Source organism: Dechloromonas sp. CZR5 (genome assembly GCF_008711155.1).
Lineage (GTDB): Bacteria > Pseudomonadota > Gammaproteobacteria > Burkholderiales > Rhodocyclaceae > Azonexus.
Genome location: NZ_VUYQ01000007.1, coordinates 61,265 through 79,111, shown reverse-complemented (window position 1 = coordinate 79,111; position 17,847 = coordinate 61,265). Strand labels below are relative to the sequence as shown.

Annotated in this window: 19 protein-coding genes; 7 read left to right on the top strand and 12 right to left on the bottom strand. The window is 61.1% G+C overall.

Going from position 1 to position 17,847, the window contains the following annotated elements; genetic code table 11:
- The first annotated feature begins 2 nt into the window (after positions 1–2).
- Positions 3–1,022 carry a cell division protein ZapE gene (gene zapE / locus F1002_RS17140; RefSeq protein WP_150430265.1) on the top strand — a complete coding sequence of 340 codons (1,020 nt, stop codon included), beginning with the start codon at positions 3–5 and terminating at the stop codon, positions 1,020–1,022.
- Here the strand turns inward: zapE and F1002_RS17135 are convergent.
- The 7 genes from F1002_RS17135 to nosZ all read right to left on the bottom strand — a co-directional run bounded on the left by F1002_RS17135 (position 997) and on the right by nosZ (position 8,772).
- A complete protein-coding gene (locus tag F1002_RS17135; RefSeq protein ID WP_191090454.1) occupies positions 997–1,980 on the bottom strand; it encodes a NapH/MauN family ferredoxin-type protein in 984 nt (327 codons plus the stop codon). The genes zapE and F1002_RS17135 overlap by 26 nt on opposite strands.
- Positions 1,977–2,840: a 4Fe-4S dicluster domain-containing protein gene (locus tag F1002_RS17130; RefSeq protein WP_150430264.1), complete on the bottom strand. Its 864-nt coding sequence runs from the start codon at positions 2,838–2,840 to the stop codon at positions 1,977–1,979. Before F1002_RS17130 ends, F1002_RS17135 begins: the two co-directional genes overlap by 4 nt.
- On the bottom strand, positions 2,837–4,189 hold the full coding sequence (gene nosD, locus F1002_RS17125) for a nitrous oxide reductase family maturation protein NosD (RefSeq protein ID WP_150430263.1): 1,353 nt from the start codon (positions 4,187–4,189) through the stop codon (positions 2,837–2,839). The genes F1002_RS17130 and nosD overlap by 4 nt, the downstream gene beginning before the upstream one ends.
- Positions 4,190–4,194: 5 nt before the next feature.
- Positions 4,195–5,169, bottom strand: coding sequence for a hypothetical protein (locus tag F1002_RS17120; protein WP_150430262.1), 975 nt, complete (start codon positions 5,167–5,169; stop codon positions 4,195–4,197).
- 87 nt (positions 5,170–5,256) lie between these two features.
- Positions 5,257–5,988, bottom strand: coding sequence for a c-type cytochrome (locus F1002_RS17115; protein WP_150430261.1), 732 nt, complete (start codon positions 5,986–5,988; stop codon positions 5,257–5,259).
- Between the two features lie 110 nt (positions 5,989–6,098).
- Positions 6,099–6,407, bottom strand: a complete 309-nt coding sequence (locus tag F1002_RS17110; RefSeq protein ID WP_150430260.1) for a c-type cytochrome — start codon at positions 6,405–6,407, stop codon at positions 6,099–6,101.
- An 82-nt stretch (positions 6,408–6,489) separates the two neighbouring features.
- Complete coding sequence (gene nosZ, locus F1002_RS17105; RefSeq protein WP_150430259.1) at positions 6,490–8,772, bottom strand: Sec-dependent nitrous-oxide reductase; 2,283 nt, start codon at positions 8,770–8,772, stop codon at positions 6,490–6,492.
- A 193-nt stretch (positions 8,773–8,965) separates the two neighbouring features.
- Between nosZ and F1002_RS17100 the strand changes: the two genes are divergently transcribed.
- The 4 genes from F1002_RS17100 (at position 8,966) to F1002_RS17085 (ending at position 11,996) form a co-directional block, all read left to right on the top strand.
- Positions 8,966–9,436: a hypothetical protein gene (locus F1002_RS17100; protein ID WP_223879653.1), complete on the top strand. Its 471-nt coding sequence runs from the start codon at positions 8,966–8,968 to the stop codon at positions 9,434–9,436.
- On the top strand, positions 9,436–10,038 hold the full coding sequence (locus F1002_RS17095) for an SCO family protein (RefSeq protein ID WP_150430258.1): 603 nt from the start codon (positions 9,436–9,438) through the stop codon (positions 10,036–10,038). The genes F1002_RS17100 and F1002_RS17095 overlap by 1 nt, the downstream gene beginning before the upstream one ends.
- A gap of 14 nt (positions 10,039–10,052) precedes the next feature.
- Positions 10,053–10,517, top strand: coding sequence for a copper chaperone PCu(A)C (locus F1002_RS17090; protein WP_223879652.1), 465 nt, complete (start codon positions 10,053–10,055; stop codon positions 10,515–10,517).
- 210 nt (positions 10,518–10,727) lie between these two features.
- On the top strand, positions 10,728–11,996 hold the full coding sequence (locus tag F1002_RS17085; protein WP_150430256.1) for a putative Na+/H+ antiporter: 1,269 nt from the start codon (positions 10,728–10,730) through the stop codon (positions 11,994–11,996).
- A gap of 21 nt (positions 11,997–12,017) precedes the next feature.
- Here the strand turns inward: F1002_RS17085 and F1002_RS17080 are convergent, their stop codons facing one another.
- Positions 12,018–12,551, bottom strand: a complete 534-nt coding sequence (locus F1002_RS17080; protein WP_150430255.1) for a response regulator transcription factor — start codon at positions 12,549–12,551, stop codon at positions 12,018–12,020.
- A complete protein-coding gene (locus F1002_RS17075) occupies positions 12,548–13,807 on the bottom strand; it encodes an ATP-binding protein (protein WP_150430254.1) in 1,260 nt (419 codons plus the stop codon). The genes F1002_RS17080 and F1002_RS17075 overlap by 4 nt, the downstream gene beginning before the upstream one ends.
- An 84-nt stretch (positions 13,808–13,891) precedes the next feature.
- Between F1002_RS17075 and F1002_RS17070 the strand changes: the two genes are divergently transcribed.
- Together F1002_RS17070 and F1002_RS17065 are read left to right on the top strand one after the other, a co-directional pair.
- Positions 13,892–14,566 (top strand): c-type cytochrome, encoded by a 675-nt coding sequence (locus tag F1002_RS17070; RefSeq protein ID WP_150430253.1) that lies wholly within the window; start codon positions 13,892–13,894, stop codon positions 14,564–14,566.
- The gene (locus F1002_RS17065; protein ID WP_150430252.1) at positions 14,563–14,898 is read left to right on the top strand and encodes a hypothetical protein; all 336 of its coding nucleotides are present in this window, start codon (positions 14,563–14,565) and stop codon (positions 14,896–14,898) included. The genes F1002_RS17070 and F1002_RS17065 overlap by 4 nt, the downstream gene beginning before the upstream one ends.
- Here F1002_RS17065 and F1002_RS17060 read toward each other — a convergent pair.
- The 3 genes from F1002_RS17060 to F1002_RS17050 form a co-directional block, all read right to left on the bottom strand.
- Positions 14,890–15,438, bottom strand: coding sequence for an isoprenylcysteine carboxylmethyltransferase family protein (locus F1002_RS17060; RefSeq protein ID WP_150430251.1), 549 nt, complete (start codon positions 15,436–15,438; stop codon positions 14,890–14,892). The genes F1002_RS17065 and F1002_RS17060 overlap by 9 nt on opposite strands.
- Before the next feature lies 1 nt (position 15,439).
- The gene (locus F1002_RS17055; protein ID WP_150430250.1) at positions 15,440–16,738 is read right to left on the bottom strand and encodes a M18 family aminopeptidase; all 1,299 of its coding nucleotides are present in this window, start codon (positions 16,736–16,738) and stop codon (positions 15,440–15,442) included.
- A gap of 199 nt (positions 16,739–16,937) precedes the next feature.
- The gene (locus tag F1002_RS17050) at positions 16,938–17,846 is read right to left on the bottom strand and encodes a triacylglycerol lipase (RefSeq protein WP_150430249.1); all 909 of its coding nucleotides are present in this window, start codon (positions 17,844–17,846) and stop codon (positions 16,938–16,940) included.
- Between the last annotated feature and the right edge of the window lies 1 nt (position 17,847).

Here is a 17,847-nt window from a genome sequence, read left to right as displayed (position 1 = left end):
TCATGGCTGAACCGAGCGATCCGGGCGCGATCCTCCGCCATTTTTCGCAGGGTGGAATTCAGCCGGACCCGGCGCAGCATCTCGTCGCACAGCAGCTGGCGCGGCTGCTGGCGGAGGTGGTGGCCGGTGCGGGCAAACGCACGACGGGGCGGGTGGCACGCGGTATCTTTCTGTGGGGCGGTGTCGGACGCGGCAAGACCCGGCTGGTGGATGCCACCGTGGCCGCCGCACCGGCGGGGATGGCCTGTCGATGGCATCAACTGGCCTTCCTTGATGCCTTTCACCGTGTTTTTGCCGGACCGGCACGGCACGACTTCACCGTCGCGATCGACAGGCTGGTCGGGCAGGCCCGGTTGCTGGCCTTTGACGAGTTTCATATCCACGACGTCGCCGATGCGCAGATTCTCAGCCGCGCCTTCGGCTACCTGGCGGAACAGGGTGTGAGCCTGCTCGTCACCGCCAACCCGCCGCCGACCGGATTCGTCGCCGAGGGAGACCGGCAACGCCATTTCGCCCCGCTGATCGAACAGCTCTCGGCATGGTGCCAATCGATCGAACTGGATGCGGGCGTCGATTATCGCCGCGCTCATCAGCCGGTCGGGCAGCGGTGGCTGGTGCCGGATACGGCAGCTGCACGCGCCCAGTTGAGGGGCGATCTGGAAAGCGTATCGCCATGCGTTGTCGCGGCTTCGTTTGATGACCTGTGCCGGCGGCCGTGCTGCCATGGCGACTATGCGCGACTTTTCGAATCGGGCTCGGCGCTCGCTCTGTGGAGTATCCCGCGTTTCGGCGAGCGCGATGGAGATGCCCTGCGTCGCCTGGTCTGGCTGGCCGACGTGCTTTGGGAGCGGCAGGTGCCGCTGGCGATCACGGCGGAAGAGCCCGCTGAATCGGTTTTTCTGCGCATCGGCGACCCGTTGCGGCAGATGCTCGGCCGGGATCTGGCGCGCGCCGAATCGCGCCTGATCGCCTTGTGCTCCTTGTCTGCCGAGTGTCTTACAGCAGCTTCTGCAAGCCCTTGATTTCGAAGCTCAGCGAGCCCGTCGGGCAGGTGTCGACGCACAGTCCGCAGCGTGTGCAGTCCGGACCGATCGGTACTTCCGGTTCGACGGCGCGCCCCTTGATCACCGTGTCGAGGACATGCGGAACCAGGCAGACCTTGCGGCAATCGCCTTCGTGGAAACAGCCATCGAGCTTGTACTTGATGCGAACCGGGGAAATGATGCCGACGACGCCGTAGGTCAGGCCGATCGGGCAGGCATAGCGACACCAGGCACGACGCGAGAAGAAGACCTCGAAGAAGAGCAGGGCCAGCACCCACAGCATGGCCAGTCCCGGGCCGTAGATCAGGGCGCGCGAGACGATGCCGGTGGGTGAGATGGCTTCATAGACGGTGTAGCCGGTGAGCAGCGCCAGCAGCGCGAAGACGATCCAGAACACCGTGCGCAGGCGGCGGTCCATGGTCTGGTCGGTGACCAGCTTTTTCCTGGCCAGGAAGAGATGGATTTTCTCGGCCCATTCGGCCAGCAGGTGGTAGGGGCAGACCCACGAGCAGAAGGTGCGGCCACCGAGCAGTACCCACAGGACCAGAACGGTTCCCGTACCGATGAGCAGGTTGTTGATGATGTGCTTGTGGGCGAGCATCACCTGCAGGGCGGAATTCAGGTCGATCAGGTGGAAACCGACAAAGCGGGAAGCGGTAAGCGCACCTTCGAGAATCTGGATGTCCAGCGCGAAGGAGAGAGTGAACAGCAGGTTGGCGAAGATCAGCGTTGCCCAGCGGCGGTTACGCCACTTGTTGGAGGTTTCCTGATGGGCGCGCTGATGGGCCTTGGCCGCCTGCAGGTCCTGCTTGTTGGTCATGCGCTTGAGGACATGAACTTCCTGGGCGCGCTCCGAAATCTTTTCCGGCTTGGCCGGTTCCCAGCCGAACATGATCTTGATCTGTTCGCGGAAACGGCGTTTGAGGAGATCGCTCATACCTTCCACACCTCCCGGGCTTCAATGCTGATGGCCGTGGGTTCGACCGGACAGACCATTTCGCAGACGCCGCAGCCGACGCAGGGTTCGTGTACGACAGGGGATTTGCGTTTGCTGCCATCGGGCGCAAAAACCGTCTCGATGGAGATGGCGCCCTTGATCGGGCACTCGCGGACGCAAAGGTCGCATTCGGCGATGTCGTAGGGATGGTCGGCGATCTTGATCGGCTTCCAGCGATCGACATCCATGTACCGCAGTTTGCCCTTGAAGCCGGGGCCACGGGTCTGCCCTTTGAAACCCTTGCCCTGAATGGCCAGGCAGGCCTCGGGGCGGACCAGGCGGGCCACACCCATGCGCTCATTCAGGTTGAGGGTCGGCTCGGCATCCTTTTCCTTGGCGAGCAGGATGGGCTTGGCCGAGAGTTGCGCACCGGAACGGACCGGCATGAATTCCGGCTTGTGATAGGTCAGCGAACCGGTCGGGCAGGCGAGAATGCACTGCACGGCATCGCAGGAGAAGTCGCAGGCCTGTTCGCGGGCATCGATCATCGGGACGCCGACCCCCATGCCGTCGACAAGGTCAGCCAGCTTGATCGCCTGGACGGGACAGACTTGCACGCACTGGCCGCACTTGATGCAGCTGGCCAGGAAGTCCTTTTCATCGAGCGCGCCGGGGGGACGCAGGCGTTGCTTCTTGGAGTAAATCAGCGGCAGAAAACCGGAGGTCGCTGCGCCGAGCACGCCGCCGGTCAGCAGGATGGTGCGCAGCACGCGGCGGCGGTTGGTTTGTTTCTTGGCGATCGAAACAGCGGGTTTCGTATCGGCCGCAGGCTTGCGGTCGCCGTCTTCGGGGGCACTCATGCGGTGGCTACCTTGGTCGGTTTGACGAAGCGGGGCTTCTCGTCACGCAGGATCAGGTCCGGTGTCGAGAACGGCGCGAGGCGTTCCAGAAAGTCGAGCAGTTCCATGACCGGAGAGCTGCGGAAGAAGCGGGCAATCGGCAGTTCCATCCAGATCTGGTCGGCGAAGGAGAGCAGCTCATGCGGATTGTCGCCATAGCCATCGCCGTTGCGGTCAAAGCCCTGGTAGTCGTCCCAGTAGTTGCCTTCCCAGAAGTTCTTGCCACCCAAATTGCCGCGGCCGCCGTAGGTGACCTGGGTCAGGTTGCCTTCGAAGACGTTGTCGATCAGGCGATTGCCGCCGGTCTCGCTGTTGAACTGGATGCCGATGCCGTTGAAGGCGAAGCGGTTCTGGCGGATCTCGATGGTCGAGTCGGGCTGGAACGGCGAGAGGTCGGAACCGATACCGATGGCGCAGTAGATGATCTCGTTGTTCTCGATGATCGTGCCGGAGGCTTCCTTGAAGCCGATGCCCATGCCGGCCGCGCCGGTGGCATGCGAGATGACGTTGTTGCGTACGACCCCGCCCTCGGTGTACATGAAATAGACGCCGACCGCGTTGTCGTAGAATTTGTTGCCCTCGACGACGTTGTCGTTGGCAAACATGAAGTGGATCGAATAGCGGCTGCGCTTGCCGATATTGTTGCGATAGATGTTGCGGTGCGAATACCAGGCCACCATGTCGCGCGAGTCGATAACCTGGTTGCCTTCGACCAGGTTGTCACTGCTGTACCACAGGCGCAGGCCATCGCCACGCACACCGAGTTCGCGATCCTTGGAGCTGATGCGGTTGTTCTTGATGGTGCTGTGGTTGACTTGCTTGAGGTCGATGCCGAACAGACAGTTGTCGGCGACGACGTTCTCGATCACGTTGTTGTTGCCTCGCACGTCGAGACAGGAATCGTCGGTGTCGTGCGAGTCGCCAGATCCGGTCAGACGCACGCCGCGGATGGTCGTGTTGCCGGCATTGATCATCATGACGGTTCCACGGTCGCCGGCATCGATGGTGACCTGATCGGCACCGTCAATGGTCAACGGCTTGTTGATGACCACCGGACCGGCATAGGCCCCGGGGGGCGGCTTGATGACGGAGCCCGGGGCAGCTTTATCGACAATATCCTGGAAGGGCTTCAGTCCATGGACACGCTTGTCGCGCTCGTGCAGCATGAAAGTCGGCTTTGGACGGTCGACATCGGCGCGGGCACCCATGCCGGCGGGCACTTCCGACTGGGTTTCCGAAATGCCGTTGCTGATGGCTAGCAGGAGCGTTGTGGCCAGCCCCAGTCTGGCCAGGTGATTCAAGGCGCTCACGACGCTTACTCGACCGTGCCTTCGCGCAGTTGCTTGCGGCGGATCAGCAGCGCCAGCATCATGCAGACGAAGATGACCAGCAGCAGGCCGTAGCCCCAATAGGGGTAGGAGAAGGTCGAGAACTGCGCGACCTTGCCTTCGCCAAAGACGGTGGGCATGAAGGGCTTGACCGTGAAGGCGCCCCATGGGTGCAGGTTATGGCCGAAGAACCACAGCCAGCCGGCGTAGGTGATCACGAAGAAGAGTGGCAGCAAGGCCGGAATCAGCGCCAGCAGCAGCTGGAAGGGGCGGATTTTAGCGGTTGCCGCGACGACGACGCCCATGACGGCGATCAGGCCGAAGATGACGATTTTGGAAACGTTGCTGACGTTGTCGCCCCACACCTTGATCTTGTCGGGCTCCTTGAAGAAGGTACCGGCTTCCTTCGTGTAGTGTTCGACATGACTGGCGAGGTGGCCCAGGACGAACTGATCGACGATCATCCAGGCGGCCACGGCGGTGAAACCGGCAGCCAGGGTCATGATCCTGGCCTTTTTCCCGGTCATCGCAAAGGCGATCATCATGACGGCGAAGAAGCCGAAGAAGAACTTGGCCAGCGGCTTTTCGACCGGCGCGCCGGTGGCGATCGGGAACATCCCGACATAGTGGTTGATGGTGTTCATTTCATGAACGCAGTCGAGGCCTTCGGCACCCTTGTCGACGTTCTTCTGGGCGTCGAGAATGGGGTTGTAGCGCTCGTCGTCATGGGCGAGATCCTTCTGGATGATCTCGTTGGCCATGCGGGTTCCCTTGCCGGCTGCCTTGCAGCCGTTATAGACGCCATCGAAATGGAAATGGATGCGGATGCCATCCGGGAAGGCGTCTTTCGGGTAGTTCGGGGCGGTCAGGGAGACCCACCAAATTGGGGCGAAATAGGCGGCGACCAGGCAGATCAGAGAGATCAGGGTCAGCCCACCGACGATTTTGTTTTGTTTTTCCATGTCGCTGTTCTCTGTTCGTTGCAAACCCGGCTGCTGACCGGGGTTGCGGCTGCCGCGAGGGCAGCCGCGATCCTGCAGTGGTGCAGTTTACTTCTTCTTGGCAGCGCCGGCTTTCGGCTTGCACATGGAGCCCGGCATTGTCAGGCTGGACTGGTAGGCCGAGATGGCGACCAGTTGATCATTGGTGTAGGGCTTGATGACCTTGACCATGTCCGGGTTGGCGTTACGGCGGTGTCCGTCGCGGATTTCGGTCATCTGGCGGAGCAGGTACTTGTAGTGCTGGCCGGCGATAACCGGGTAGAACTTGGCCTTGTCGCCTTCGCCGTTCTTGCCGTGGCATTCCAGGCATTGCTTCTCATACAACTCCTTGCCCTGGGCTACCTTGATGGCAGCATCGGCGCCTTCGTACTTGCCGTGCTCAAGCGGAATGCACAGGCTTTCGATGTAGGCGGAAACGTCAGCCAGTTCCTGGGCATCGGTCAGCGTGGCGGCAAACGGATACATCGTCGGGTTGTCGCGCAGGCCGGCACGGATGTCGGCCATCTGCTTGATCAGCACGGTGGTGTGCTGGCCGGCGAGTTGCGGGAAGGTGCCGTCCGGGCGGCCGGCGCCGGAGGGCAGGTGGCAGGCGCCGCAGACTTCGTAGCCTTCGGCACCGGCTTTCTTGTCGCCCTTCTTGTTCAGGGCTTCGGACTTTTCGCCGCCCTGGGCGTTCCATTTGTAATCCTTGCCTTCAATGCCTTGCTGGTGTGGGGCGGGGGGGCCGGCAAATGCGACACCCGCGCTGAGCAGGGCAACCATCAGAAGTGATGCTTTCATGTCAGATATCCTTTTATGGCTAGGTCCGAGGAGCGATGAGTGCATTATCCAATGCCCTATATCAGCACTCCTTGATGTGGGTCATAAGCCCGTCACTCCGGGCTCTTGGCTTATTTCAGCTTCGACAGGTAGTCGGCGAGGGCCTTGATTTCCTCGTCATTGACCAGCTCCATGACGCCCTTCATCGCGGCGGCCTGGCCGTTGGCACGAGCACCGCTCTTGATGTCCTTCATCTGTTGTTCGGCATAGGCGGCATTTTGCCCGGCAATCTTCGGGAAAGCGGGGGTCAGGGTCTTCTTGCCATCCTTGCCGTGGCAGGACCAGCAGGTCTTCTCCTGGTACAGGGTAGCGCCATCCGGTGCGGCGATTGCCGGTGCGGCGATGATGGTTGCCGCGATCAGAGTCATTACAAATTTCATGGTTATTCCCTCCTGAAAGTGAAACGGGGAGCAGATTGACTCTGCTCCCCGATAATTGCCTTAAGTCAGATCAACTTTTGGCTTACTTGACCTTCTTGGCGCCGTTCTGCTCAAGGTAGGTCTTGGCGCGCAGGCCGAGGTCGGCAGCCTTGACCTGATACTGCCACACTTGCTCAGCCCACAGGTTGGCTTGTTCCCAATCCTTCTTGGCGGCTGCGGCTTCGTGCTTGGCCTTGGCATCCTTCATCTTGCCGAGCTGGTCGGTTGCATCGTCGACCATGGCCACGACATCCGGGAAGTCCTTGAAGTTCACGCTGGTGATGTAACCCACCACGGAATCAATGACAGCCTGGGTGTCAGCAACCTTCTTGACGGTCGCCTTGTAGTCGGCTTCGGTGTAGTTCTGCTTGGCCATCTCGGTCTTGGTCGGCTTCCAGCCCTTCGGCTTGACGAGCAGGTAGCCTTGCATTTCGAGGTGCAGTGCGGAGCAGAATTCCGTGCAGTAGTACGGATAGACGCCTTCCTTGTCGGCCTTGAACTTGACGGTGACCGTCTTGCCCGGTTCCACGGAAGCGTGGACGTTGTAGGTCGACACGGTGAAGCCGTGGGTTTCGTCCTGGGCGCGTTCGAGGTTGGTCAGGTGGATGGTGATTTCGTCGCCCACTTCAGCCTCGATGGTTTCCGGCGTGATGTGCGAACGGATCAACGTACCCTTGACCTCGATCTTGTTGCCCTTCTTGGTGGTGACTTCCTCGCCGGCGCGGACGGCGCCCGGGTGCGGCTTGTCCGTACGGGAGTCGGTACCGACCTTGTAGCGGACGCCCGGCTTCAGCTTGGTGGCGTCGATGGCGACGGCGTAGTGCGGCTCGCCCAGCGGCAGCGGCATGTCGTACAACAGTTGCATCTTGTCGTTCGAGATGTCGATCAGCTGGTGGTTCTGCGGGTGCAGCGGGCCGACCGGCACGAAGCGGTCAATGGCCAGCTTGTTCAGCGCAACCAGGTAACGGCCCTTCGGATCGGCGGAATCGCCTTCCATGGCCATCAGGTGGCCGATGTTGTAGTGCACCGAGATCTTGTCGAGCACCTTGCCTTCGCAGTAGTTCCACTTGGCAACCTGCGAATCGACGTACAGCGAGGTGTAGGCGATACAGGTCTTGGAGTCATACTGGGTGTGCAAGGGGCCGAGGCCGAGCTGGACTTGCGTGTGCAGCGCGTCCTTCATGCCGATGACCGGAATGCCGTACGGGTCCTTGGATTCGAACTTGCCGGCCTTGATCGCAGCCTGGATCTTTTCGAAGGAATAGACGGACACGTGGGTATCGAGCTTGCCGGAGACGACCAGCATCTTGCCGTCCGGGGTCACGTCGACGCCGTGCGGGGACTTGGGTTCCGGAACCAGGAAGAGGATGCCTTCCTTGACGGCGACGTCGATCGGCAGAACCTTGTGACCGTTGATGGTCTTGGCCTTGCCGGCGGCAACCAGTTCGGCAGCCTTCTTCCAGTTGATCACGTGCAGATAGTCGGTGTCCTTGGCGGAACAGCCGGCTTCGTACGGCGGACGGCCTTTTTCGATGCCGCCGACGTAGCGCTCGGAGCAGAAGGAGTTGGTGAAGGACCAGCCGTCGGAAGGACCCTTGCCGGCGTCGGACAAGTCCTGCGAGTACGGCGGGAGTTCGAGCGAGAAGGATTCCTTCGGATTGATGCGGCCTTCCTTGCGGTCGAACTTCCAGTAGGTCACACCGCCGCGATATTTCTCGTTGAATTCTTCGAGCGGGTAGAACTTCTTGTTTTCCAGCGGCGATGCGTACTGGGCGGCTTCGATGACGTATTCGGTGTTCGGCGTCACGAAGGCACCGCCGTGTTCCGATTTGTAGATCGGGTTGACCACGATCTGCTTGGTTTCGAAGTCACGCAGGTCGATCACGGCGAGGCGCGGGTTGGCCTTGTCGTTGATGAACAGGAACTGACCGTCGTACTTGCCCTGGGTTTCGGAAATGGCCGGGTGGTGCGTATCGCCCCAGGTGATTTCCTTGCCGTCGATGTTGCCCTGACGCAGCACGGCCTTGGAGTTTTCGTCGTAGCCGTAGCCTTGCCACGGTTCCGGCGTGAATACGCCGATGTACTTCAGGATGCGCATGGACGGGATGCCATACACGATAATCTGGCCGGACTGCCCGCCAGAACTGAAGACCACGAATTCATCGCGCTTGCCGGTCGGGACATAGGTCTTGGCCGCAGCAAGCAGATCCTGCTGGCTCAGGTTACGACGCTTCATCACGTCCTGCAGCGATTCAGCGGACCACGCGGTGGCGGCAAAACCGGCTGCGAGCAGCAACGCAGTTGTTTTCACTGCAAATTTACTCATTTTCATTACTCCCAAACAAGAAGTGAGAACTTCCAATTCCCCCATTACCGCGTGTGACAAAATGTCACTGCGACAATATGCCGCACACTGTATTCCCGGGTGTATGTGAAAGAATTGATCTTTGTTAAATTCAAGCTGGTTGTATCGGCGAAAATGCACGCTCCTCAATGCTTTTGTCCGGCTGCGCGACTTGGTGAATAAAAAAATACTGATGGACGTGATCGGCCTGGAGCTGATCGCCCTGATCGTGGTTGCAGGCTACAAACTGTCGCCCATGCTGCTTCCCAAAGCCGATGTCACGGTTTTTCCCGATCCGGCCTGCAATTTGCAAAAGACGAATTGCTCGGTAACCCTGCCGTCGGGGGGCAAGATCGAACTTTCGCTGGGGGCGCGCGCCGTTCCGCTGGTCAAGCCATTCGGGGTCGACGTGACAACCAGCGGCTTTGTTGCGGAGCGCGTCGAGGTGGATTTCGTCGGGGTCGACATGAACATGGGGTACAACCGACCGGAGCTGGTCTTGCGCGGCGAAGGGCATTTCGCCGGCGAGGCAACATTGCCGGTATGCATTACCGGTCATATGGACTGGCAGGCAACCGTACTGGTCGAGGCGGGCAACCAGCGCATTGCCGTGCCTTACCGGTTTTCCACCGGAGGGCAGGAGTGATGGCTGAGCGTTTGCTGGGGTTGGCCGCGATCTTGCTGGCGATTGTCATTGCCGGCCTGGCGCTGTTCTGGAAACCCGAAATGCCCGAGCGGCCGATTCCTCGTGCGCAGATTGTGGCGGGGGGGGATTTCACATTGCAATCGGCGGCCGGCCCTGTTTCCCTGAGCGACTACAAGGGCAAGCTGGTGCTCCTCTATTTCGGCTACACCTATTGCCCGGACGTTTGCCCCACGTCGTTGGCGGCAACTGCCGAGGGCATCAAGCAATTGACGCCGGAAGAGCTGGCCAGGGTCGCGATGATCTTTGTTTCAGTGGATCCGAAGCGCGACACGCCGGCGCGGCTGAAGGAATATGCGGAGTTTTTCCATCCGTCCATTGTGGGCGCGACTGCGAGTGCCGAAACCGTCGCCGAAGTCGCCAGGCGCTACGGCGTGTTCTATGCGGAGCAGAAAGTCGAAACAGCCGGTGGTGGTTACGTGGTCGATCATTCGTCCGATACGTTCATCGTCGGACCTGACGGTACTGTGGTCGGCAAGATAGCTCACGCCACGCCACCGGATCAGGTCGTCGTGGCCATTCGAAAATATTTGAATCAACCGTGAAGGAGTACAAGCCAATGAAACAAGTTTCCCTGTTTGCTGCCAGCCTGCTTTTTTCTGCCGGGGTATTTGCCGGTTCCGCCGACCAGGTCGTGGTTCAGGATCCCTACGTTCGTCTCGCACCGCCCAATGCGCCTGCAACGGGCGCGTTCATGGTGATCAAGAACAACGGCGACAAGGATATCAAGGTCGTCAAGGCCGAAAATACCGCCTCGAAAGTCACCGAACTGCATAACCACCTGAATGAGGGGGGGGTCATGAAAATGCGTCCGGTTCAAAGCGTCGACATCAAGGCCAAGGGAGAGGCCGTGCTCAAGCCTGGCGGTCTGCATGTGATGCTGATTGACCTCAAGGCGGCCATGAAAGAGGGGGATGTCGTTCCGATCACCTTCACCTTCGACGATGGCAGCACGAAGAAGGTCGACGCCAAGGTGGTTCGCCCCACCGCGGCGGTTGCACCGATGTCGGAACACAAGCACTAAGCGGGAGGAAGTTTCCGCCCGTTTGCCGGGTTGTTGTCCAGCCAGCCTCAGGCGCCTGACAGGGCGCCTGATTGCTTTGGGGGGCGCGCTTTGCCTTGTCGCCTGTAACCGCAAGGGCAGCCGGGCGAATTGTGGACTCAGTACTTTCCCTGAATGGCCGGAAAAGTGTGTTGTGCTACCCTTTAGTCCTCCCCACTTGCTTGCCAGTCGATGATCGATACCACCGTCAGCCTGCCCGAACTCTTTGCCGCCGCCATCTTTGCCCTGGCGGTGCTTCATACCTTTTCGACCAAACTGTTTGCTCATCTTGCGCACGTGCAGCCCCGGCATGCGGGGTTATGGCACTTGCTTGCCGAGGTCGAGGTCGTCTTCGGTTTCTGGGCTTTTGTGCTGCTTGCCGTCCTGTTCGCTCTGACGGGCAAGGCTGATGCCATCGAGTACATGGAAAGCCGGAATTTCACGGAGCCATTGTTCGTCTTCGTGATTATGGTCATTGCGGCCAGCCGGCCGATCCTGGAGTTTTGCGGTGCGGCGGTGCGTGGCATGGCGGGGATGCTGCCAATGGCGCGCGAGGTGGCGATCTTCTTCCTGTGCCTGACGCTGATTCCGTTGCTCGGGTCCTTCATTACCGAACCTGCAGCGATGACCCTGGCCGCACTCATGCTGCGCGACCGGTATTATTCACAAAACATCAGCTCGCGGTTCAAATATGCGACGCTTGGCGTCTTGTTCGTGAATGTCTCGATTGGCGGCACGCTGACCAGTTTCGGTGCCCCCCCGGTTTTGATGGTGGCTGCTACCTGGGGTTGGGATACGCCCTTCATGTTCACGACTTTCGGTTGGAAAGCCGCGCTGGCCGTCCTGTTGAATGCTTCGCTGCTGACCGCCGCATTCCGCCGTGAATTGCTGAGGACGGCAGGGCAAAGCAAGGCAGCCGACAAGTTGGGGGTGCCGCTTTCAGTCGCCTTGATTCATTTGGCCTTTCTCGTCGCCGTGGTTCTTTTTGCCCATCATCCGTCCATATTCATGGGAATATTCCTGCTCTTCCTGGGTTACACGGAAGCGTATGAGCGCTACCAGGACCGCTTGATTCTTCGCGAAGGATTGCTGGTGGCGTTTTTCCTGGCCGGCCTGATCGTTCTCGGCGGCTTGCAGCAGTGGTGGCTGCAGAAGACTTTGCTCGGCGTCGAGCCGACAGTCCTGTTTTTCCTGGCCACCGGACTGACGGCGATTACCGATAACGCTGCCTTGACCTATCTGGCTTCCCTCGTCGAAGGGGTTACCCCAGCCTTCCAGTATGCAATCGTGGCGGGTGCGGTGACCGGCGGGGGGCTGACCATCATTGCGAATGCCCCAAATCCGGCGGGTATCGCGATTCTGAAATCCAGTTTTGCCGAGGAGGCGGTCAGTCCGCTCGGACTGTTCCTGGCAGCGCTTCCTCCAACGGTGGTCGCTGCCGTCGCATTTTTGCTGCTGTAGGCGGCACGCTGTCGCGGCCGTTCAGCTTTTGACCGGCCGTTTCGACAGCTTGCGCTGCAAGGTGCGCCGATGCATCTTCAGCGCCCGGGCCGTGGCGGAGATGTTGCCGTCGTTTTCGTTGAGTACTCGCTGAATGTGTTCCCATTCCAGGCGGTCGACGGACAGCGGTTCATCGGGTATCTGAAGATCGAAGTCAGGGTCGTTGTCCTCGTCGAAGGCCGAGAGGATGGCCTCGATCTCGATCGGCTTGGCGAGGTACTGGATGGCGCCCAGCTTGACGGCGTCGACTGCGGTGGCGATGCTGGCGTAGCCGGTCAGTACCACGATGCGGCAATCCGGCCGAATCTCCAGCAACTTGGGAATCAGCGCCAACCCGGAACTGCCATTGAGGTTGAGATCCAGAATGACGTTGCCCGGCTTGAGTTCGCGTGCCTTGTCCAGCGCGGACTGGACGTCACGGGCGCCGCAGGCCGCGAAGCCACGGCGTTCCAGGGTGCGGACGAGAATGGCGTTGAAGCTGGGGTCATCGTCGATGACCAGCATCGGTTCGGTCATGGTTTTACTCTGGGCAGTTCGATACGGGCAATGGCACCGCCATCGTCACGATTCATCAGGGAAAGACGGCCGCCGAGTTGTTCGATGGCTGTTTTTGTCAGCATCAGACCAACCCCGCTACCTCGTTCGTGGGCCGGAAAATTCGACTGTCCGCCATGTGCCAGAACGGCGGGTGGAAATCCGGGGCCGTGGTCGCGAATTTCGAAGCAGATTTCGTCGGCACACCATCCCAGCCGAATCTCCAGCGGATGGTGGGTGGCGTTGGCGGCGTTGTTCAGCAAATTGAGCAGCGCCTGCTCCAGGCGCGGATCGGCTACAAGCTGCGGGGATGAGCCATCGCTGGTAATGATCAGGCGGCTGTTGGCTTGTGGGCGAGCCGCATGCCAGTGCTGGCGCACGCTTTCCAGCCAGCGGTCGGCCGCGATCGGCTCGGCGTTTTCCAGGCGTTCGGCACCGGCACGTCGCGACAGGCCGGTGATGATTTCCTTGCAGACGCCAATTTGCTGGCGGAGGAGGGCAATATCGTCGTGCATGGCCGGCGGCAGGTTCGGGTCGTTGGCCAGTTCACCAGCGAGGAGGGATATGGTGCCCAGCGGCGTGCCCAGTTCGTGCGCGGCACCGGCTGCGAGGGTGCCCATCGCCATCACGCGCTCGTCGCGCAGTGCCTGTTCCCGCGTCGCTGCCAGTTCGGCATCGCGTTCGCGGATCAGCCGCGTCATGCGCACGATGATCCAGGCGATCATGGCGGCAGAGATGACGAATATCAGCCACATGCCGATCAGGTGCAGGCGCGTTGCGCGCGTTGCGTCGGCCATCGGCAGGGGAATGAAAAAAACCATCAACAGCGAATAGGCGACGATAGCCGTTGCGCTGATGACGAGTACGCAGCGTGCAGGCAGGGTCAGGGCGGCAATGGCGACCGGCGGCAGCAGAAGGGAGACCAGCGGGTTGGCAGCTCCGCCGCTGAAGAACACGATGGCAGAAAGAGCGCCGATATCGAAAAGCAGCTGGCTGAACAATTCGCCTGCGCTTGCCTGTTCGCTGCGTGCCACGCGCCATTGGGCGAGACCGTTGAACAGTCCGATCAAGGCGAGGATGCCGAGGAGCGGCAATTGCGGAACCGGAATGTCGAGCAGGCCGGGGGCCATCAGGGCGAGCTGGATCAATATGGCCAGGACAACCCAGCGACCCAGCACCAGGCGGCGAAGATTGGCCAGATGCTCGGTGTTTTCCATTGTGCATGCGCTGATTGCCATGGGGCGAATTATGCGTGATTTGTGTCAATTTACGGATGATGAGATGGTGCGACAATTCGCCGCAGCGAACTCTGGAGTGCCTACATGAAGAAAAACCTGCGTCTTGCCGCGCTGACCGCGGTCTTGCTTTGCAGCAGCGGAAGCTTTGCCGTCGAACTTGAGCAAGGCGGCGACAAAGGCAAGGAAATCAACGGTACTTGCGCCGCTTGCCACAGCGATAACGGGCAAGGCGGGAAGAAGGGCGAGTACCCGCGGATCGCGGGACAGCAGGTCAAGTATCTCGAGAGCCAGTTGAAGAGCTTCCGGGCGAGGACGCGGGTCAATATCCCGATGTTCCCCTATACCCAGGAGCGCGAACTGTCGGATGAGGATATCAAGGAGGTGTCGGCCTACCTGAGCGGCATCCAGCTCGATACCAAGATGCCGACCTATACCGGCAACGAGGACGCGCTGACCAAGTTGCTGATGGCCGATAAGGTGATGATCATCCCGCGCGCGGAGGGCGATCTGGCCAACGGCGAGAAGATCTACCAGAAGCAGTGCGCCTCCTGCCACGGAAAGACAGGGAAGGGGCGAGGCATGTTCCCGATGCTGGTCGGGCAATACACCAATTACCTGCAACGCCAGGTCGACCTGTATCTGAAGGGTGACCGGCCGCACGACGAGGAAGGAACCGTCGGTGTGCTCAATGGGCTCAAGGCGCAGGACATCCAGGATATCCTAGCCTATCTCACCTCGATTCAGGATATCGGCAAATGAAACATCTCCCGCTACTTCTTCTTGGCTTGCTGATTTCCGGCGGCGTCATGGCCCATGGGCATCCGGCACCGGTCGACGACAGTATGCCGGACGCCCAAAAAATACGTTTCTGCGAACGGGTTCGCGACCATGCCCTGCAGGCGTTCTACAACCGCGACCGCGGCCGTCCGATGAAGCTGTTCGAAGAGGATGGGAGCGACGGTCCGCGTATCACCAACGTGATCATCAAGCGCATTTACGAAGAACCCCAGATCTCCAGCCCGAAAAAGGCCGAGGCCTTTGGACGGGCGACCTGCAACGAGATGATGGGGACGAAAAACGTTTCAGAGTAGGAAGGGAATGAAGCGTTTGGTGCGCCGCATATAGTCGGCGTAGTCCTGGCCGAAATAGGCGAGGCATTCCCTTTCGTCGGTCGTGGCGGTCAGCCACAGCGCGATGCTCGCCGTCAGGGCGATGGCGGTGCCGATCAGGCTTGGGTCCTGAAAATAGGCCCCCCAGGCCAGCGCCAGCAGGGAGGTGTACATCGGGTGGCGAATGTAGGCAAAGATGCCACGGGAAACGAGTTGCGTCGTTTTCTCGAATTCGTAGAACGACCCGTCGTCGCGCTTGGTGTTGGGGGCGCCATTGCGTTTCAACGACGAGACTCCCATGACGACCAGCGCAATGCTGGACAGCATCAGCAGCCAGGAAGCGAACTGGTGGGGCGAGTAGGGATCGTCGCCCCAAACCGCGTGGTTAAGGACGATCAGGCCGAGAATGGCCTCCCACGCGAAGAAGCGATAGAAGCCGTGGCTCCCCGGCTTGCTCAAGGGCTTGCGCGACCACCAGACGATGAGGGCCGAGCCGGCGAGAAAGAGGATGGTATCGCTCATGTCAGCTCGCGAAGGCTGCGCTCATCGCGGCAATCATGTAGCCGTGATCGAGAACGCCGGCGCTTTCGCGGATGCTGTGCATGGCCCACATCGGCGACCCGACATCGACGCTGGGAATGCCCAGCTGGGCTGCGACGATGGGGCCGATGGTGCTGCCGCAGCCGAGATCGGTGCGGTGCGCATATTGCTGGCAGGGCACGCCGGCGCGTTCGCAGAGAGCCATGAAGCGGGCGGCGGTCTCGGCCGTCGTGCTGTAGCGCTGGTTAGCATTGCTCTTGATCACCGGGCCGGTGTTGACCAGCGCATGGTGGCAGGGCTCGTAGGCGGCCGGGAAATTCGGGTGCCAGCCATGCGCCATGTCGGCGCTGATGAAAAAGCTGCCGGCCAGCATCCGCCGCCGGTCTTCGTCGTCGAGGCCGAAGGTGCCGGCAAGGCGGGCGAGCACGTCGCCGAGGAAGCTGCCTCCGGCGCCGGCCGCGCTTTCGCTGCCGACTTCCTCGTGATCGAAAAAGGCGACGAGGCAGGTTTGCTCGGGCTCACGGGTAGCCAGCAGGGCCGACAGCGCGGCGTGGCAGGAGGCGAGGTTGTCGAGCTGGCTATCGGCGATGAACTCGCTGTCCGCACCCCACAGGGTGCCCTTCTGCGTGTCGTAGGCGGCCAGTTCCCAGGTGAGCAGGTCGTCCGGTGCGACATCGAGCGCCGTCGCGATCAGGGCGCGGAAACGCCTTTCGGCCCCGTCGTCGCCGGCGATGCCCAGGAGCAGCGGCAGTTCGGTCTGCTTGTTGAATTTGAGGCCGGCTTCATTGACCTCGCGGTTCATGTGGATGGCGAGATTGGGCAGGCGCAGTAGCGGGGCATCGAAACGCAGCAGGCGGCTTTCGATGCCGCCGCCGGTACGGATCGCGACGCGGCCGGCCAGGGACAGGTCGCGATCGGCGAAGGTGGCCAGGATGGGGCCGCCGTAAACCTCCACCCCGAGGCGGATCATGCCGCCGGTTGCGTCGGCCGGTTTCGGCTTGATGCGCAGGCCGGGCGAATCGGTGTGGGCGCCGATCAGGGTCAGGCCGCGTCCGGCCAGCGGTGCGCTACCGACGACGAAGGCGATGATCGATGAGCCGCCGCGGGTGACGAAATAGCGGCCGCCGGCTTGCAGGGACCAGCGGGCGTCTTCGTCAAGCGCTTGGTAACCTGCGGCACGCAGGCGGGATTCGCAGGTGGCGACGGCATGCCATGGGCTGGGACTGGCGTCGATGAAGTCGAGCAGGTCCCGGGCGGTCAGGTGAGAGTCGGCGTGGGGCATGGTGGCGGGTATCAAGTGTCGGCCCGGAATGCTACCGCAGATGTCGGTCAGGCAGAAGGCAGGCCGATCCGCGAACGTGTCCGGGGCTAGGCATTTTGCATTCGACCGGCGAGGGCTACCCATGCGCTCATGAGCGACATAGTCACTAACCGCAAGTACAGCCTTGGCGAGGAAGTGCTGGCGCTGCTCTGATTCAGTATCAGTATCCGATCGGCAGTGGCCGGCGCGGTAGCGGTTCGGCGCAAAGCTCGATCAACAGGGCGGCTGTCCGTTCGGAAAGCAGCAAGGCCAGATGGCCGATACCCGGCAGTTCGACGTCGCGGGCTTCCGGCAGACGCTGGTTATCCTGCGGCATGACATAGTTGTCATGCGGCGTGCGGACAGAAACAAAGGGGATCTTCACCGGTTCGACCCCCAGGTCGTGCAACCATTGCGAGCCCGGTTCCATTTCGCGCGCATTCCGACCTATCCCGATACGCGCTATCTCGCTACCTTGGTGCGGTGTGGCCAGCGTGATCAGCCGGTTGACCCGGGCAATGCCGTGGCGTGCCAGATAGGAACGCGAAACCAGGCCTCCCATGCTGTGCGCGATCAAGGTGAGTTGTTGCACGCCGGCAGCAGCGATGACTGCCTCGATGCGCGCATGCAGTTGCGGTACCAGCTTGCCGACGCTGGTATAAGGCGGTACCAGGCTGACGCTGGCGACGTTGTAGCCCGCCGCTTCAAGGCGGCGGCGAATGAACCACCAGACGCCCCGGCTACAGCCGTAACCATGGACCAGCAGGACCGTCGGCCTTCCCGGCAGCAGCCGGTCGGCGGGCATCCAGAGCCGCTCGAAGGGCAGGACGAGGACGAAATGGACGATGAAGGCGAGGTACTCGCCGAGCAGCATGCCGGCGTAGCGCCAGGGTGACAGTTGTGGCGCCGGCGATGGGTAGGCACGGGCAAACGCCCAGGTGATGGCGACGATGCCGAGCCGCAGGCCGAGCAGGGCGCCCAGGGCTGGAAGCAGTGCCTCGGCGAGCGGCAAGGCAAAGAAATAGCGGGTGAGATTGACGTAGGTGGCGAATTCGACCACCAGCCAGAACAACAGGGCGATAGGAACCATA

What these genes read in the sequence shown, in the direction of transcription:
- zapE (WP_150430265.1), top strand. Translation starts at nt 3, where the DNA reads ATGGCTGAACCGAGCGATCCGGGCGCGATCCTCCGCCATTTTTCGCAG.
- F1002_RS17135 (WP_191090454.1), bottom strand. Translation starts at nt 1,980, where the DNA reads ATGAGCGATCTCCTCAAACGCCGTTTCCGCGAACAGATCAAGATCATG.
- F1002_RS17130 (WP_150430264.1), bottom strand. Translation starts at nt 2,840, where the DNA reads ATGAGTGCCCCCGAAGACGGCGACCGCAAGCCTGCGGCCGATACGAAA.
- F1002_RS17120 (WP_150430262.1), bottom strand. Translation starts at nt 5,169, where the DNA reads ATGGAAAAACAAAACAAAATCGTCGGTGGGCTGACCCTGATCTCTCTG.
- F1002_RS17115 (WP_150430261.1), bottom strand. Translation starts at nt 5,988, where the DNA reads ATGAAAGCATCACTTCTGATGGTTGCCCTGCTCAGCGCGGGTGTCGCA.
- F1002_RS17110 (WP_150430260.1), bottom strand. Translation starts at nt 6,407, where the DNA reads ATGAAATTTGTAATGACTCTGATCGCGGCAACCATCATCGCCGCACCG.
- nosZ (WP_150430259.1), bottom strand. Translation starts at nt 8,772, where the DNA reads ATGAGTAAATTTGCAGTGAAAACAACTGCGTTGCTGCTCGCAGCCGGT.
- F1002_RS17095 (WP_150430258.1), top strand. Translation starts at nt 9,436, where the DNA reads ATGGCTGAGCGTTTGCTGGGGTTGGCCGCGATCTTGCTGGCGATTGTC.
- F1002_RS17090 (WP_223879652.1), top strand. Translation starts at nt 10,053, where the DNA reads ATGAAACAAGTTTCCCTGTTTGCTGCCAGCCTGCTTTTTTCTGCCGGG.
- F1002_RS17085 (WP_150430256.1), top strand. Translation starts at nt 10,728, where the DNA reads ATGATCGATACCACCGTCAGCCTGCCCGAACTCTTTGCCGCCGCCATC.
- F1002_RS17080 (WP_150430255.1), bottom strand. Translation starts at nt 12,551, where the DNA reads ATGACCGAACCGATGCTGGTCATCGACGATGACCCCAGCTTCAACGCC.
- F1002_RS17075 (WP_150430254.1), bottom strand. Translation starts at nt 13,807, where the DNA reads ATGGCAATCAGCGCATGCACAATGGAAAACACCGAGCATCTGGCCAAT.
- F1002_RS17070 (WP_150430253.1), top strand. Translation starts at nt 13,892, where the DNA reads ATGAAGAAAAACCTGCGTCTTGCCGCGCTGACCGCGGTCTTGCTTTGC.
- F1002_RS17065 (WP_150430252.1), top strand. Translation starts at nt 14,563, where the DNA reads ATGAAACATCTCCCGCTACTTCTTCTTGGCTTGCTGATTTCCGGCGGC.
- F1002_RS17060 (WP_150430251.1), bottom strand. Translation starts at nt 15,438, where the DNA reads ATGAGCGATACCATCCTCTTTCTCGCCGGCTCGGCCCTCATCGTCTGG.
- F1002_RS17055 (WP_150430250.1), bottom strand. Translation starts at nt 16,738, where the DNA reads ATGCCCCACGCCGACTCTCACCTGACCGCCCGGGACCTGCTCGACTTC.
- F1002_RS17050 (WP_150430249.1), bottom strand. Translation starts at nt 17,846, where the DNA reads ATGGTTCCTATCGCCCTGTTGTTCTGGCTGGTGGTCGAATTCGCCACC.